At 24.5% G+C, this 17,588-nt stretch carries 16 protein-coding genes and 1 other RNA gene; 1 reads left to right on the top strand and 16 read right to left on the bottom strand.

Annotated elements, in window-relative coordinates:
* Positions 1 to 62: 62 nt before the first annotated feature.
* The 16 genes from AYC60_RS06750 to AYC60_RS06675 form a co-directional block, all read right to left on the bottom strand.
* Entirely contained in the window at positions 63 to 965 is a 903-nt protein-coding gene (locus tag AYC60_RS06750) for a hypothetical protein (RefSeq protein WP_067322781.1), read from the bottom strand.
* Complete coding sequence (locus AYC60_RS06745; protein ID WP_067322778.1) at positions 965 to 1,594, bottom strand: DUF3267 domain-containing protein; 630 nt, start codon at positions 1,592 to 1,594, stop codon at positions 965 to 967. The genes AYC60_RS06750 and AYC60_RS06745 overlap by 1 nt, the downstream gene beginning before the upstream one ends.
* A 7-nt stretch (positions 1,595 to 1,601) precedes the next feature.
* Positions 1,602 to 2,498: an RluA family pseudouridine synthase gene (locus AYC60_RS06740; protein WP_067322776.1), complete on the bottom strand. Its 897-nt coding sequence runs from the start codon at positions 2,496 to 2,498 to the stop codon at positions 1,602 to 1,604.
* Positions 2,488 to 2,892, bottom strand: coding sequence for an HD domain-containing protein (locus AYC60_RS06735; protein ID WP_067322773.1), 405 nt, complete (start codon positions 2,890 to 2,892; stop codon positions 2,488 to 2,490). Before AYC60_RS06735 ends, AYC60_RS06740 begins: the two co-directional genes overlap by 11 nt.
* Entirely contained in the window at positions 2,889 to 3,548 is a 660-nt protein-coding gene (locus AYC60_RS06730) for an HAD family hydrolase (RefSeq protein WP_067322770.1), read from the bottom strand. The genes AYC60_RS06735 and AYC60_RS06730 overlap by 4 nt, the downstream gene beginning before the upstream one ends.
* Before the next feature lie 4 nt (positions 3,549 to 3,552).
* The gene (locus AYC60_RS06725) at positions 3,553 to 4,074 is read right to left on the bottom strand and encodes a hypothetical protein (RefSeq protein ID WP_067322768.1); all 522 of its coding nucleotides are present in this window, start codon (positions 4,072 to 4,074) and stop codon (positions 3,553 to 3,555) included.
* A 15-nt stretch (positions 4,075 to 4,089) separates the two neighbouring features.
* Positions 4,090 to 6,675, bottom strand: coding sequence for a DNA polymerase I (polA, locus tag AYC60_RS06720; RefSeq protein WP_067322766.1), 2,586 nt, complete (start codon positions 6,673 to 6,675; stop codon positions 4,090 to 4,092).
* A gap of 8 nt (positions 6,676 to 6,683) precedes the next feature.
* Positions 6,684 to 7,139 carry a thioredoxin family protein gene (locus AYC60_RS06715; protein ID WP_067322764.1) on the bottom strand — a complete coding sequence of 152 codons (456 nt, stop codon included), beginning with the start codon at positions 7,137 to 7,139 and terminating at the stop codon, positions 6,684 to 6,686.
* A gap of 8 nt (positions 7,140 to 7,147) precedes the next feature.
* Positions 7,148 to 8,872, bottom strand: a complete 1,725-nt coding sequence (locus AYC60_RS06710) for an ABC transporter ATP-binding protein (protein WP_067322761.1) — start codon at positions 8,870 to 8,872, stop codon at positions 7,148 to 7,150.
* On the bottom strand, positions 8,862 to 10,583 hold the full coding sequence (locus AYC60_RS06705; protein ID WP_067322758.1) for an ABC transporter ATP-binding protein: 1,722 nt from the start codon (positions 10,581 to 10,583) through the stop codon (positions 8,862 to 8,864). The genes AYC60_RS06710 and AYC60_RS06705 overlap by 11 nt, the downstream gene beginning before the upstream one ends.
* Entirely contained in the window at positions 10,573 to 11,454 is an 882-nt protein-coding gene (locus tag AYC60_RS06700; protein ID WP_067322757.1) for a DMT family transporter, read from the bottom strand. The genes AYC60_RS06705 and AYC60_RS06700 overlap by 11 nt, the downstream gene beginning before the upstream one ends.
* Before the next feature lie 9 nt (positions 11,455 to 11,463).
* The gene (gene hemW / locus AYC60_RS06695; protein ID WP_067322754.1) at positions 11,464 to 12,546 is read right to left on the bottom strand and encodes a radical SAM family heme chaperone HemW; all 1,083 of its coding nucleotides are present in this window, start codon (positions 12,544 to 12,546) and stop codon (positions 11,464 to 11,466) included.
* Positions 12,547 to 12,748: 202 nt separating this feature from the next.
* An RNA gene (rnpB, locus tag AYC60_RS06690) (RNase P RNA component class A) lies at positions 12,749 to 13,079 on the bottom strand.
* Between the two features lie 49 nt (positions 13,080 to 13,128).
* Positions 13,129 to 13,896 (bottom strand): Nif3-like dinuclear metal center hexameric protein, encoded by a 768-nt coding sequence (locus AYC60_RS06685; RefSeq protein WP_067322752.1) that lies wholly within the window; start codon positions 13,894 to 13,896, stop codon positions 13,129 to 13,131.
* A complete protein-coding gene (locus tag AYC60_RS06680) occupies positions 13,880 to 14,821 on the bottom strand; it encodes a hypothetical protein (RefSeq protein WP_067322750.1) in 942 nt (313 codons plus the stop codon). The genes AYC60_RS06685 and AYC60_RS06680 overlap by 17 nt, the downstream gene beginning before the upstream one ends.
* 13 nt (positions 14,822 to 14,834) lie before the next feature.
* Entirely contained in the window at positions 14,835 to 16,109 is a 1,275-nt protein-coding gene (locus AYC60_RS06675) for a hypothetical protein (protein WP_067322748.1), read from the bottom strand.
* Between the two features lie 129 nt (positions 16,110 to 16,238).
* On the opposite strand from AYC60_RS06675, the gene AYC60_RS06670 reads away from it, so the two are divergent.
* On the top strand, positions 16,239 to 17,519 hold the full coding sequence (locus AYC60_RS06670) for an MFS transporter (RefSeq protein WP_067322745.1): 1,281 nt from the start codon (positions 16,239 to 16,241) through the stop codon (positions 17,517 to 17,519).
* Positions 17,520 to 17,588: the final 69 nt, after the last annotated feature.

The following is a 17,588-nucleotide window of genomic DNA, read 5'->3' as shown; positions in this document are numbered from 1 at the left end:
CAGTAATTAATATATTGAAATTTTTACATTTTCAAAAGTATCAATTACTGTAACAAATATTATCAAATCATATTTTCAAGTATAGTCTTCTTAAGTTCTAAAAGTTCAGGTTTAGAATAAAAGTATTTAATTTTATAAGACTTAACATCATTTCCCTCAGGGAACTTATTTAAAACAAAAAACACAAATGTTTCTGCAAAATCTTCATACATGTTATTTGCAGCATAAGATGAAACAAATATATCTCTATTTGCATTATAGAATTTTTCAAAAACTTTAGGCTTCTTCATTTCATTATCTTGCCAATTTTCAGGAAATCCATCTTTCCAAAAAAGATTATAGTATTCTTTTAAATATGAATCATCATAAAAACAATTAACTTTTTCTAATTTACAAGAGTAATCAAATTGATTACTATTAAGTGAAAAACTATGAGCAAATTCATGTGTTAAAAAATATATTTTACCCTTAATTGTTCTAAACAAACCTTCATCTACATTTATTGCAAAATATTGCAAATCATTATTTCCTTCAAGAGTTGTAATATACCCTCCCATACCAGGATTATTAACAAAACCTCTAAATTCAACAACATTTTTTGCCCAATCTTTAGGAAAAATTTTAAAGAATATTTCTTTCATTTCAACTAATCTTTTAATTTCTTCTTCACTAGGTTCATTAAATTTTTCTATTTCCTTAATACTGTTATCTTCATTTAAAATTAATATTGCTTTTGGTAAAAATTTGCCATCTGTAAGTTGATCTATGTCCTCAGTCCTATTTTCAGTAGCAATTTCACCAAGATTTATTATATCTATATACTCATCTACTTTTTTTACTTTCCCCATATCTAAATCAAAAGCATAAATTTTTTCACCATTAAAAACAGGAACTTTTTCAGATCCTCTTAAGTATATTACGCTTCCTATTATAGCTAGAAATAGGAATAATAAAATTTTTTTCATTATTTCTTCCTTTCAAAAGCCACACTACCTATTTCAGTAGGATGGTCTAATATTAATATTTCTTTTTCTTTATCTATATTTTTCAAAATATTTTCAACTATTAAAATATCACCAAAAGCACCTACTACCATAGTAACCCCAACAAAAAGAGTTAAAAAACTCCCTGTAATAAAACTATGTATAGCAGGAATTATTCCTAATATTACTAAAGGCATTAAAGCCGATATTACATATTCTTTTAAAAATACAGGTGAAATACATGAACAATATACTGTTAAATGTTTCCAAACTGCTCCAAAAGCTATGTCTTTAAATCCATTTTTAGAAAACATTGCAAAAAATATTCCATGTATTAATTCATGTATTACTATTAATAGAAAATATATTAAAATCATATATATTATTTTTGTATTTAATACAAATAGATCGGAATTATTTTTATTAAGTAGATAAAAAGGAATCAAAATTAACAATACTGTTGGTATCATTAATTTTATAGCCCTAGAATTTACCTCATTAATATCTAACATAAGTTCCTTCTTTTCATAACCCATATCTATCATTTCTTGACATTTTTTATCAAATATTTCTTTTCTTTTTTCTTCATTTTTCGTTAATTTTCTTCCCATTAAAACCTCACTTTTCAAATTCTAAACCACATCTATTTAAGGCATTTATAAAATCTTTATGTATTTGTCCTATAACCTTAATTTCTTTATTAGTTATAGGATGTATAAATTCTAGTGAATATGCATGTAGCATTTGTCTTTCATATTCATCTTTTCTCCCATATACATCATCACCTAAAATAGGAAAGAAAAAATGTGATAAATGAACCCTTATTTGATGTGTTCTACCAGTCTCTAAATTAACTTTAACTAAAGAATATTTTTCATTACTATCCACTACTTCATAGTTAGTAATAGCTAATTTACCACTTTCAACTACAGCCATTTTTTTCCTATCATTAGGATTTCTACCTATCATAGTTTCTATTCTACCACTTTTTTTCTTTATATTACCCTTTACTATGGCATAATATATTTTTTTTATTTCTTTATTTTTAAACATCTCTGTTAATCTATTATGAGTCTTATCATCTTTTGCAATTATTATTAAACCTGAAGTATTTTTATCTAGTCTATGAACTATACCAGGTCTTAAATCTCCATTTATTCCTGATAAATCTTTTATTTTAAACATAATTGCATTAACCAAAGTATTTTCTTCATGTCCCTTAGATGGATGTACTACCATACCAGCATATTTATTAATTATAGCTAAGTATTCATCTTCATAAACTATATCTATATCTATATTTTGTGCTTTAATATCTACTTCTTTAACTTCAGGTATTTCTACCAAAATATTATCTCCAGCACTAACCTTATATGAAGCTTTAGTCTTTTTATCATTAACTAGAATATTTTCACTTTTAATTAATTCCTGTATCCTACTTCTTGTTTCATCAAGAATTCTAGATAAATATACATCTATTCTCTCTAAATTATCTTCCTTTACCTCAATTAGCATCATCTACTCCTTGAAATTTTTTCATATTTTCATCTACATCTTTATCATGGTGTATTAAAATCAATTTAGAAAGTTCATCATCTAATACAGATAATCTTTCACTTCCTATTTCCATATGCTCTCTCAACTTTGTTTTAAAACCTAATTTATGTAATACTCTAGTCAAAAATGTAGCACCATCTTTACCATTATCATGAAGCAAAGCAAGCTTCAAATATATTTTAGGTAAGCCAAGTTTTAAAACTCCCTTATATACATTTAAACTATGTAATTTATCATATTTAGATTGAGATAAAAATATTTTTCTCTCTACTTCATTTAAAATTGATATAATATTTTTCATTTCAACTTCATCTATTTTTTGAATAAAATATTCATAAAACTTTCTTATCATAGGTACTTCTCTATAATTTCATCTACTGTATCTACCTTAGTATTTTCATCTATTCCAACCTCACCTTTAACCTTACCAAATCCCCAATTACAGTAAACAAAATCTACATTAGAATTTTTTGCAGTATCTCTATCAACTAACATATCACCTACAAAAAGTATGTCTTCATTTTTTAATTTAAATTCATCTCTTAACCTTAATACATTTACATTAGATGGTTTTCTTTCATCTAATTTTTCTGGATCTACACCTATGATTTTACAGAAAGAATAAGGTTTTAGTTCATCTATCATACAAGATTTAACTGCTAAGTCATGATCCTTATTTGTAATTACAGCAAATTTAATATCATTTATAGTTAGATGATATAGTAACTTTTCTATACCTTCATAAGGTTTAAGATTATAGTCATATTCTTTATTGTATATATCAAGTAGTACTTCCATAATTTCATCTACACTTTTATCATGACCTTCTTTTTCTATAATTATCTCTACTAATTTTCTAAGTCCATTACCCACAAAATTATTATATTCCATTGCATCATATGTTTTAAGTCCAAAATATTCAAGTGCCTTATTTGTTGCATTGGCTATAGCATATATAGAATTTAATAATGTACCATCTAAATCAAAAATTACTAATTTTTTCTTCATTTTCTTACCTTTTCTTTCTAAGTATCTCTCTCATTTTTTCTAAATCTTCTCTATTAAATGATCCTATTTTTACTTTTCTTCCATTTTTTAGAGTAACTACAAAATTTTCAGCCATAATACCTTTTTGAATTTCACCAACACTACTAATATCATTAAATAGTATTTTTAATTTTTTGTAATAAAAGAAGTCTTTATTATAGCTATAGTTTTCTCCATCTATTACAAAAGATAACATATATAATATATATCCATTTAAATTTAAAGTTTTAAATACTAACAAATAATAAAAGGTTAAAAAAATGGATAAAACTATAACAAAATATCTAATATAGTCTATGTTATTTAATCTAACTACATTACTATTTTCTAAAACATTAAGTTTTGATATATTAAGTATTCCAAGTAATACTACTAATACAGAGTATATTATAATATCTATTCTTGGATATATATCATTAAATAAATTTAAAAACAACGGAACTAACATAAGAACACTTATTATTATTACCAAATTTTTTTTATTCATAAATTCTCCTACTCTTTATTTTAAAATAGCCCAATTATTACCTTCACTACCATTAACTTTTAATATTACATTTTCAAATTTAATAGTATTTTCCATAATATTTCTAATTTTTTCAGCATAGTCTAAATCTTCCCTTACTTCAAAAATTAATTCATCATGTACTTGTAGTAACATTTTAAAATCTTCATTACATAACTTGTCAAATATTTCTTTCATTACTTTTTTAATAATATTAGCTGCTGTACCTTGTATCACTGTGTTAACAGCCATTCTTTTAGCTTGTTCTTTAACATTTACATTAGATGAATTAATATCATATACATATCTTCTTGTACCAAATAAAGTTTCTACATATCCATCATTTTGTGCTTTTTCAATAATATCATCAAGTAATATTCTAACTTTTGGATATTCCTTAAAATATGTATCTATGTATAATTTTGCATCTTGAACTGTAATTTTTAATTCCTTAGATAAACCAAAAGAAGTCTTTCCATAAAGAACAGAGAAATTAATTACTTTTGCTATATTTCTTTGTACTTTACTTACAACTTCATCATCTTTTAACATGAATAATTTTCTTGCAGTTAATTCATGTAAATCCAAATTATTTTTATATGCATTTATTAAATTTTCATCTTTTGATATTTCTGCCAATACTCTTAATTCTATTTGAGAATAATCAAATGATAAAAGCTTCATCCCCTTTGAAGCTACAAAACCTTCCCTTATTTTAGAACCTTCTTCAGTTCTAGTAGGTATATTTTGTAAATTAGGATTACTAGATGAAAGTCTTCCTGTTGCAGTCCCTGTCTGATTATATGTTGTATGTATTCTTCCATTAGTTTCTAATTTTAAAAGAGGTTCCACATATGTAGATTTTAATTTAACAAACTCCCTATATTCTAGTATTAATTCTGCAATTTTTATTCCCCTATCTCTTAATAATTCTAATACTTCAGCATCAGTTGAATATCCTGTTTTATTCTTTTTAACAGCCTCTATTTCCATTTTTTCAAAAAGGATTTCACCTAATTGTTTAGGAGATGATATATTAAATCTTTCTCCACTTTCTGCATATATTTTTTCCTCTATATCTTTTATCTTATCTTCTAATTCTAAACTATATTTTTCAAAATATTTAGAATCTATAGCTATACCTTGTTTTTCCATATATATTAAAACATCCGTAAAGTCTTTTTCTTCATTATACATATTAACTTGATTTTCTTTTTCAAGTAAATCTACAAATACATCTTTTAGTTTAAATAAAGAGTAAGTAATTTTAATTAACCTATTTTTTTTGTACTCATATAGCTTGCTTGGTTCTAATTTATTAATTACCTTTTTATCTAATTCTTCTATAGATATACCCAATTTATCAAATGCCATAGTTTCAATTTTTTGTGATCTATCTGTTCCCAATGTAAAACTTGCAAGCAAGACATCAAAATAGTTTGTGAAGTTTACTCCTAAACTCTTCCATTCCTTAGCTGAATAAACACATACTTTTAAATCACTATCTATATCTCTTACACTAACACTTTTAACAAATAGATTATCTATACCTTCATCTAAATTAAAAGTATAATGTACCTCTTTATTATTATAGAAAGCTATACCTTCTTCTCCTAGGTAAATAGAAACTTCTGAGTTATATGTATTTAACTTATTAATAAAATCTGAAAGATTATCATATTTAACTTCATTAATTAAAAGTTCTTCTTTAGGTTTATTCTCTATTAATTTTTCATATTCTTTTCTAAGCTCATATTTTAAATATATCTCAGATAATTTATCAAAGTCTTTTTCTTTAACTTTAGCATCTTCTATATTTAAATCTAAATCTAAATCATCAAATACAGTTGCTAAATCTCTACTTATATATGCTATATCTTTAGAAGCTATAAGTTTCTTTTGTACAGCACCCTTAATATTATCTATATTTGCATAAATATTATCTAGATTATCATATTCAGCTATAAGTTTAGCACCTGTTTTAGGCCCTATACCTGCTACACCTGGTATACCATCACTACTATCACCTATAAGGCCAAATAAATCCCTTATCTGGTTTGATTTTACCCCTAAATATTCTATTACATCTTCATCATTTTTAACCATTTTATATGGCTCATTATCTTCTTTTTTTCCAAGTAATGCTATAGAAGTATTTTCATTAATTAATTGTGCTAAATCCTTATCTCCTGTAAGAACTACAACTTCAAAGTCTTTTGAATATTTTTTGGCAATTGAAGAAATTACATCGTCAGCTTCATAGCTAGGTATTTTTATTATAGGTATACCATAGCCATCTAAAACACCATCTATAGCATCAAGTTGTCCTACTAATTCATCTGGCATACCACTTCTATTTTCCTTATACTCTGAATATATTTCACGTCTTTTAAGTTCTGCTCTTTTAACATCTTTAGCTGCAATGATATAATCAGGTGAAAAATATGTTAATGCAAGTTCTAATTGTCTAATAAATCCTAATATAGCTCCCACTGGTTCTCCATTTGAATTTCTAAAATTCATAAGAGCAAAATGTGATCTATACATAATCGCACTAGTATCTAATACTAATATTTTCTTCATTTCTACTCCTATCTTAAATAACCAAGAATTTGTTTGTATATTTCTTCATTAAACATACCTTTATGAAATTTTTCTTTTTCTTCTTCACTATTTTGTATTAATTCTTTTAAATTTTCTGGATATTCAGAAAAAATTCTAGTAACCTTTATACCATCAACTATAAATAGAGTAGGTATTTTACCTTCTGGCGAATATTGAAGTAGTAATTCCTTATCCTCACTTCTTTTTCTATAGTCAACATTCATACTAGGAATGAATCTTCTCATTGCCTCTAAAACAGCTATAACTATAGAACAATCAGGACACTTAGGATGTGCAAAAACTAATAAATTAATTTCTTTATCAACTTCTTCTAATTCTTCTTGTTGATCCTCAGATAAATTTACTTCACCTAAAAGTCTAATTTGTTTATCCATATATTCCATTTCATCAGTAAATCTTAAATATTCTTTGAATGTAGCCATATTTCCTCCTATTTTGAGTTATTTAATTCAAGCATTTTAGCATAAAGACCGTTTAATTTGATTAAATCATTATGTATTCCACTTTCTACTATTTCACCCTTATATAATATTATTATATTATCAGCATTTCTTATAGTTGATAATCTATGTGCAATTATTAATGTTGTCCTATTTTTCTTAAGAACTTCTATACCATGTTGTATAATTTGTTCAGTTTTACTATCAACATTTGCAGTTGCCTCATCTAGTATAAGTATTTTAGGTTCTTTAGCTAAAGCTCTTGCAAAAGATATTAATTGTTTTTCTCCAGTAGAGAAATTACTTCCATCTTGTAAAACTTTACCATCTAGTCCTCTTTCATCTATTAGGTATTTTGCACCTATCATTTCTAAACATTTTCTAGAAACTTCCATATCACTTGAAATATTTTCAGCTATAGTACCTTCAAACAAGAAGGAATCTTGTAAAACTATAGCAATATTATCCCTTAGAGTATAAGTATCTATATCTTTGATATCTATACCAGAAACTTTTATTTTACCTTTTTGATTTTCATAGAATTTAACTAAGAGATTCATTATAGTTGATTTCCCACTACCAGTATGACCAACAAATGCAACTGTTTGGTTTTCTTTTATATCTATATTTATATCTTTTAAAACATATTTTTCATCTTCATATGCAAAACATACGTCTTCAAATGAAATATCCCCATAAATATCATCTGGAATTATCAATCCTTTTTTTGATTCAACATTTAATTCTAATAACTCAGAAATGTTTTTAGCAGATCCTCTTGCCTTAGAATAAAGAGATAAATTAGCAGTTAAATTTGTAAGTCCATTTACTATATTAGAGATATAGAAAATAAATACCAAAGTATCTCCAGCAGTAATTAAATTTAGATTATATGTTGTTGAATATATGAAGTAAAATATTATTGTAAGTTGCATAAGTCTTGTTAAAAAATCAAAAGCATTATGCATTATGAATACTTCTAATAAAGTAACAAACTTACCATTTCTATATCTACTTTTTGCTGGTTTTTCCCAATCCTCTAATAAAGCATTTTCGTTATTAAATGCTGCAACTATTTCTAAATTTTGTATCATTTCATTTGCAATACCATTACATTTTGAATTATCTTTTCTCATATTAGTTACATAATCATATGTAAGATTTTTATTATATTTTTGTATAATAACTATAATAGGAAGGTATATTAATAAAATTAATGATAACTTCCAATTGATATATAGCATTACAGTATAAATTATTACTAGTTGTGCCAATACAACTACTGTAGATAAAAGTGTTTCTGCAAAGAAATGTTTAATAGATCTAACATCAGATGTTATTTTTGATAAAACAGATCCTGCAGGCATATCATCAAAATATTTAATAGGTAGATTTTGAACATGATCATATACTAAAATTTGAACATTAGTATAGACTATATTCGCTGCAATTTGTAACATTTTCTTTCTGTAAACAAGTAAAATAGCTTCTAATATTTTAAAAATTATATAAACTATTGCTATACCTATAGCGAAATTAAAAGCTTTATTTAATTCTAATTTATTATTATTTTCATCAAAAGCCTTAGCAATTAACTTTATTGCTGAAACTTCAAATATCATACCTAATAGAAGAGCAATTATTCCTAGAACATATTCTTTTTTTGCTTTTATAGTAAATTTAAAAAAATCAAATAAATAATTTTTATTCTTCATCTTCTACCTCCTTCTTATTTTGGTATTCATAAAGTTCTCTATACCATTTAGAAGTAAGTAATAGTTCTTCATGTTTTCCCATATCCTCAATAATACCATCAGAAAGTATTATTATATTATCAGCATTTATTACACTACTTATTCTATGAGAAACTATGATATTAGTTTTACCTTTTCTATTTTCATTTAATCTTTTTATTATATTTTTCTCTGTCTTAATATCTAGAGCTGATAAAGAATCATCAAATATTAATATTTCTGGATTATTAATTATAGCTCTTGCAATAGATAATCTTTGTTTTTGTCCTCCAGATAATGAAACTCCATTTTCTCCAACTAGAGTATCTATTCCATCTTTAAATCCTACTATATCTTTATTTAAATCTGCAACTTCTAATGCATAATCCAATTTATCTTCTAGTTCTCTATTAAATAGAACATTTTCTTTTATAGTTTTAGAAAAAATGAAATATTCTTGAGGTGAATATCCTATATTTGATCTTAGTGATTTTAATTTATATTCTTCTATAGGTAATCCATCTATATATATGCCTTTAGTACTTTCATAAAATCTTAAAAGTTGTTTTATAAAAGTTGTTTTTCCACTACCAGTTTTTCCAACTATACCTAAAGTTTCCCCTTTATTTATAACTAGGTTAATGTTATTAAGTACATTTTTATTACCTTCATATGAAAAAGCAAAATTCTTAAATTCTATTTTTTCTGAAAATTTTAAATCCTTACCTTTTTCATTTATTAATTTACTATCTTCTAGATTAAGAATATCATTAACCCTATTTACACCTAAATTTAAATCAAACTTAGACAAGAAAAAGCTTGCAAAAACTGTATATGGCCATGGCATTAAAAACATTACAAGTGATACTGAAATTATAGTTCCAAAAGTAATGTTACCACGACTATATTGATAATAACCATATATAATTAAAACAAAATATGAAAATCCAACTGCAAGTATATTTAATCCGTGAGAGTAAATACCTCTTAAATTGTACTGTAAATTTGAACTTGCATATTTTAATATTTTTTCTTTAAACTCTTCTCTTAATTTTGAAAACATATTATATGATCTAACTATTCTTACACCCTTAATGCTTTCTAAAGTTTTATCTGACACATCATCAAAGTTATTAGTCATTTCTTTATATAACTTATCATATTTTTCTTTTTGAGCTACAATAATATATGTTGCAATTAGATAAGGTATATTAATTAGTATAACAAAGACTAAATCTATCTTAAACAATATAAAAATAAATATCATTATTACACCTAAAATACCCTTAGTAAAACAGTATATTCCCCAAGATAAAAAAGGTGAAATATATTCTTCTACATCTCCAGTAAGTCTACTCATTATTTCTCCAACACTTATTTTTTGTAAAATTTCTGGATTTTGTTTTAAAACCTTATCTAATATTTGCTTTTGAATTTCCAACAAACTCTCATCATAACTTATAAAAGTAAAATATTCATACACTCCTTGTATGATATAGTAGGCTATACCCATTACTAACATAAGTATTACCTTATATTTTATTTCATCTACACCCATAGTCTTATTATTAACACCATCGACAATAGAGCCTAAATAATCCAAAGGTAAGATTATAAATAGAAATACTACTATATTTAAAATAAATATAAGTAACAATCTCCACCTTCTATCCCATAACATTTTATTTATCATTTTTTATCTCCCTATTTAAATTATATTTATACATGAATATACCAACAAGTATTATAATTATATATCCCATTATACTAAATTTATCTGGAACTTCAGATAAAAATACAAATCCTAAAATAGATGAAATTATTACTTGAGAATATTCAAAAACTGAAATTTCTTTAGCTGGCGCAAAATTATATGCAAAAGTGATTCCAAATTGACCTATAGATCCAAAAATTCCTATACCTATTAAAAGTAACATAGTTCTTAAATCAAAATTAATTCCATTAACTATAACAAATGGAAATGAAAATATTGTACTAGCTAAAGAAAAGTAGAAAACTGTAAGTAAAGGATCTACTTTTTTTCTTAATCCTATTGCTCTTATACAAGTATAAGCAGATGCAGAACAAAATGCACCTAGTATAGCAAGTATATATCCAAAGGAAAAACTTGAACTACCAGGTTTAACTATTAGTATTACTCCTATAAATGAAAATACTAGGGCCATGAATTGTATTTTAGTAAATTTTTCATTAAAGAAAAAATATGAGAATATTAGGACTATAAAAGAAGATAATTTCTGTATAGTTGTTGAATCTGCAAGTAATATATATGTAAGTGTATAAAAACTGATTATTACACCTAGTATACCAAAAATAACCCTTGCTGTAAGTAATGGCCATTCACTTTTTTCAATCTTACAACTAACACCTCTTAACTTCATTAAAATATATGTTATTATAGTAATTATTACATTTCTATAAAATAATTTACTAGCTACTGAAACATTTGGTAACATTTTAACTATCATTTGTAAGCTTGAAAAACCTATCGCTGATAGTAATACAAATAATATACCTAAATAATATCTTTTTTTATTTTCCACATTTACTCCTTATACAAATTCAACAAATACTTCATTAGATAAAAGCATACCCTCTGTAGTAAGTCTAATTCTATTTTCAAATTTTTCTATTAACCCTCTTTTTATTAATTTTTCAATTTTTTCATTATATGTGTACTCTACACCCTTTATTAGCATTCTTAAACCAAGTATGTACTTTAAGTTTTCAAGTTCAACTTCATCTACTATTTCTATAGTTTTTTCTTCTATAGGTATAATATTTTGATCTATTAGCTTATAATACTTAGATAAAGATTTTACTTTTGCAAATCTTTTACCGTCATAGAAGCTAGTGGCATTAACTCCAACTCCTACATATTCTGTATTATCCCAATATTTAATATTATGTTTACTTTCTCTTCCTTTTTTACAAAAAGAAGAAATCTCATAATGTTCATAATTATTTTCATTTAATTTTTCCTGAATTTTTAAAAACATATCTGCTTCTAAATCTTCATCTACAGCTCTTAATTCACCTTTCTCTAACCTCCTTGTAAAATTAGTACCTTCTTCCCATATTAAAGAATAAATAGAAAGATGTTCTGGAGAAAGTTCTAAAAATTTTACTAAATCATTTTCAAGCATAGGCATATCCTGACCTGGGACAGAAAATATTAAGTCTAAAGAAATATTATCAAATCCAACACTTCTTGCATTATTATATGTCTCTATTGCTTTATCTGAACTATGATCTCTATTCATAAACTTAAGCATTTCATCATTAAAACTTTGTACTCCTATACTTAATCTGTTGATTCCAGCTTCTCTAATTTTTCTTAATCTTTTTATATCCATATCACTAGGATTTAATTCTAGTGTAATTTCTACATCACCAGTTTTATCTAAACTATCTAATATTCTTTTAATTTGAAACTCATTTAAAAGTGAAGGAGTTCCTCCACCAAAATATATAGTATCATATTTAAATTTAGGATAAAGATTTATTTCCTTAATTAAATAATCAACATATTTTTCTATTTTATCATTCATATTTACAAATACATGAAAATCACAATAGTGACATCTTTTATTACAAAAAGGTATGTGTAAATATATTCCTGTTATATTCTTCATAATACTCCTATTTTTTTATTAAATACATATGTTTTAAAACAACAATTTATCTAGTATTTACTATACTAGTATAACCTTTCTTAAACTTTTTGTCAATTAATTAAGATAGTTATATTATTTCCTTATATTAAAAAAGTACCTATAAACTTTTAACAAAAGTAAAAGTTTGTGGTACATATATTTTTTTTATTTTATATTGGTAAAAATTGGCACCCCTATAAGCCAAATTCTGTATTTGTTAATCATTTTTCTAGGCTTGTATTTACATACAAACTCGAGCGAATAACCAAAAGAAGGACGAGCAGCCCCATAATCTTTTATTTCATTCTTGCTTCTGGTGGGGTTTACAAGCAAATATAGTCTCCTATATCTCTGGTGAGTTCTTACCTCACCCTTTCACCCTTACCTTATAGGCGGTTTACTTTCTGTTGCACTTTCCTTAGGATTACTCCCAGCAGTCGTTAACTGCCACCATTGCTCTATGAAGTTTGGACTTTCCTCAAGATAAATCTTGCGATTAACTGGGATACCAATATATTTATTTTATAATAAAAAAGTAAAAAAGGCAAGTATAAACTTACCTTATAAATATTCAAATACTTCTTTTGAATCAAATTTTAAAATTTCTAAACTTTCATCTATTTGTCTAATTTTTTCTTCAAATAAATCTACTACCATTTTCTCACTACCATAGTGATCTATATCTAATAAATGTAGATTTTCTTCACCCATATCAAGTGAAATATGGTGTTTTAAATCTCCAGTTATAAACAAATCAACTTTCCCTCTAATTAATGGAATAAACGAATCTCCAGCTCCTGTTGTTACTGCAATTTTTTTAACCAATCTATTATCATTAGCTCTACTTAATCTTACATTTTCTATATTTAAACTTACTTTTATTTTAGTAATTATTTCTTCTATAGTAGTCTTTTCTTTTAAATTAAATCTTCTAAGAGCTATTAAATCTCCATCTAATATTTCACCCTCTAATTTCATTTTGTGTAAAATATATTCATTTAAGCCACCTTTAGCAGCATCAACATTAGTATGTGCTGAATATACTGCTATATCATTTTTAATTATATCTATAATCTTAGATCCTATAATAGTATCTTGTAATATTTTCTTTTGTCCTTTAAATATGAATGGATGATGAGAAATAATTAAATCTACATTTTCTTTAACTGCAAAATCAACAACTTCTTTAGTTATATCTAAACAAACCATTACTTTATTAATTTTTTTTCTAATATCTCCAACTAAAAGTCCAACGTTGTCCCATTCTTCAGCCAGTTCTCTAGGAAACATTTCTTCAAATTCCTTAACTAATTTAGATAAGTTTATCATTAATACCCTCCAAATCAGAATATATTCTTTCTAAATCATTTAATACATCAAAGTTATATATTAGTGATAATTTAAATATACTCGTATTTATTATTTCTTGTATACTTTTTTTATCTGTATTATTTTTTTTAGCAATTTCTTGAACTGATAACTTTGTTCCATCAACACCTAAATACATAGAAAGTATTGTTTCTTCTAAAAACGTTAATCTATTAGTATTTAAAGCTATTTCATATTTTCTTTTAATTCTTTCTGTCTCTTCTTTAATTTCATCATATGTTAAAGAAAATTCTTTATTTTCATACACATTTACTAAATTTTCATAGTATTCTTTACTTATACCTATTCTGTTTAATATATCTTCTAACTTTTCTCCTTCACTTAATTCGCTACTAATTTTAATATATAGTAATGAAAGGTATTCTTGTTCAGAATAATTTGATAGTTCTGTATATTGATAACTTATTATATATCTTCTAATATATAGTCTTACAATATTTTTTACAAACTCTAAATCATATGATTTTGAAAGTTTTTCATAAAATTCATTTTTGAATTTAATTACAGCAAGTAATGCTTCTTGTTTAATATCACTAAACGAAAAGTTTATTTTAGTATTCTTTATACTTTCATGTATGGCAATTTTTACAAATTCATTTAAAACATCATCTTGATAATCATCTTCATTTTCATTGTAATTTTTAAGAAAATCCTCTACTTCACCATCATTAAAATATGAATTTTCAATTTCTGAATAATTTAAATCATAAGATTCTGTAACATCATCTATATTATTTTTCAAGCAATATACTACTGTTCCTAAAACATCTAAATCTGTTAAATCTTTTCTAATAAATAATGTATTATAGTCAACCTTATTATTTTTTTCTATATCTGCAATAATTTTTGCTAATTTACTTTCCATTTTTTACCTCACATTAAAATTTAATACCAGCATTTAAACCTGCTAATAATCCTACTTTTTTATTTGAATTAAATCCCAATCCTAAATATCCATTTAAATCTACAGGTAAGAATTTACTTTTTATACCTACTCCCAAACCATCTGTAAACTTAACATTCTTTGTATAATTTTGATAAACTATTAAATCATTAAAGAAATATAGTTGTGAATCAAGTATTTTAAAACTATCTACATTAGTCTTAAACATAAATGCTAAATCTCCACCTATTTCATTATCTTCTATTATTTTTGCATCATATACTTTTATTTTATATTTTTCTTTTAAAGGTATAGTTGCAAATTTTAAATAAAGTTCATTATTTAGTTTTGCATTATTTGAAAGATCGACAGAAGAATTTAGTCTACTTTCAAAAAATATATTATAGTCGTTAGTTAAAAATCTATTTTCATAATTAATATTTGTATTAAGATTAAGTTTCAATCCTGAAATAACTTTCATTTTATAGTCCATACCCATAACTAAATTTATTTTATGTGTATCCAAATATGAATATTTAAAACTAACATTAGGTTTAATAAAATATTCATAAGAACTAATTTTATTACTTAATGCATATTTTTGTGCTTCAGCTTTTAAAAATAGGCCGTCTTCTTTATCTAGACCTCCACTAAAAATATATTTTTCATTTCTCTTAAAATTATATATTGAATAATTTGCTTTTATATCTGCTTTAATATCTTTAAAATATATTTTAGTATCAAAATTTAGAACATCATTATCTCTAAAATTACCTTTAGTATAATTAAAAGTAGCTACACTTTCCATGTTATTAATACTAACATCAGTGTATATTTCATCACTATTTTCATTAACTTCATCAATTACTACACCCACAGTACCATCTTTATCTATTACAACTCTATAGTAAAGGTTAAGTATTTCTTGTTCATTTAATAATTCTATAGTTTTTGGATCAAATAAAAAGTCTACATCTCTAAGTATTTTACCTATATATATATCTGGTAATGCTTTTAAAATACTATTCATATTATATTTTTTAGAATTAATTTTAATATACTGTACTCTAGGGTAAATATTTATCGCATCTTCCAAAATTTCAGCATAATACTTACCTGAATATTCTTTTTCTAAATATTCATTTATATTTTCTTGTTTTTCTATTTTTTTTATTTCATTACTTGTTAAATAAGTTGTAAATCCTTTTACTTCTTTCGAATAAGTATATGAAGATAGAATTAAAATTAATAATAATATATATTTTTTCATACCAATACTCCTTTTATTCCTTTAGTATAAGTTTAGCAAATTTATCTCTTTTTTTCTAGTCCCTACTTGAATAAAATAGTAAAAAGCTGTATAATAGTCTATAAAATTAAAGAAGGAGAGATTTATTATATGTTAAATCCAAAAATTATTTCTTCAGTAATTATGATTATTATTATATTATTTTTAGTCTATTTTTTAACGAAGAAATATAAGTTAACAAAAAAACAAATTATTATATTCTGGATACTAGTATTATTCTGGTCTAGTGTTAGTATAATAAGAGCTTATAGAAAGGCTTATGCTATAGATATCGTTGAAATAGGAGGACTAGGATTAGATATAGCTATTGCAACCCAAATTACAGCAGCATATGGATTAATAAGTTTTATACTAAGACTTCCACTATTTTTCATAAGTGATTTATTAGATAGAAAGAGAATTTTTATTCAACTTGGTATGATATTTATGATGATAGCTTCAATCCTAGTTTACTTTAAACCAGGATATACAACTTTATATATTTCATCTATGTCTATGGGTGCCTGTGCTTCAATGCTAGCAATATTTAATGTAATATTTTCAGAAACATTTTCTAAGGAACAGGCTGCAGTATCTACATCTATACTTGCAACAGCCCCTTTACTTGCTGAATTTATAGCTGCTCCTATACAATATATAGGAACATCTGGTGATATAAAAAATTATTCATTATTATGGTTATTATCAACTATTATTGCATTTATTACTTTAATATTAACTTCATTTATTACAGATATAGAACATAAAAAAATACCTTTTTCTATAACTAAGGTAAAAAATGTATTAAATAATAAAGCTTTTATATATATTTGTGTAATTGCATTTATGCAATCTTTTGTAAAATTTGCAACTAGTGGACCAAATATGATAGTTTACAATAAAGGTATAGGTATGCAGCCATTATTACTTGCATATAACGATGTAATGTTTGCAGCTCCTCAACTAATTGCAAGTATACTAGTTGGAACATATTTAATAAAAAAATATAATATAGAAAGAATTTTACAAATTGGTATTATTTCAACTATAATGTTTTATATCTTAGTAATATTAAATAATAATCCAAAAATAGTATTTTTATCATATATATTTAATGGATTTGGATACGGACTAATATATACTTCTATAATATCAATTACATTACAATATTTTGACAAAGAATATAGAAATATTAGTATGGGAATATTCCAAGCATTCTTTTCTGCAGGTATATATTTTGGTGATAGTATACATAAATCAATATACACTTATTTACCAAATGGATTATTAAATATAGAATCTAATAAAACTATTTTTATTATTGCTATTATTACATCTACTATAACTATATCATTATGTCAAATAAGTATATTTTTAAAACGAACTAAATAATAAAAAAAGGTGATTCGGGATTTTAAAAAAATCCTTGAATCACCTCTTTCTTTTCTGTATAATTAAGTT

The organism is Streptobacillus felis, from assembly GCF_001559775.1.
In the GTDB taxonomy this organism is placed as follows: Bacteria; Fusobacteriota; Fusobacteriia; order Fusobacteriales; family Leptotrichiaceae; genus Streptobacillus; species Streptobacillus felis.
This window is presented reverse-complemented; position numbering and strand designations above follow the sequence as displayed.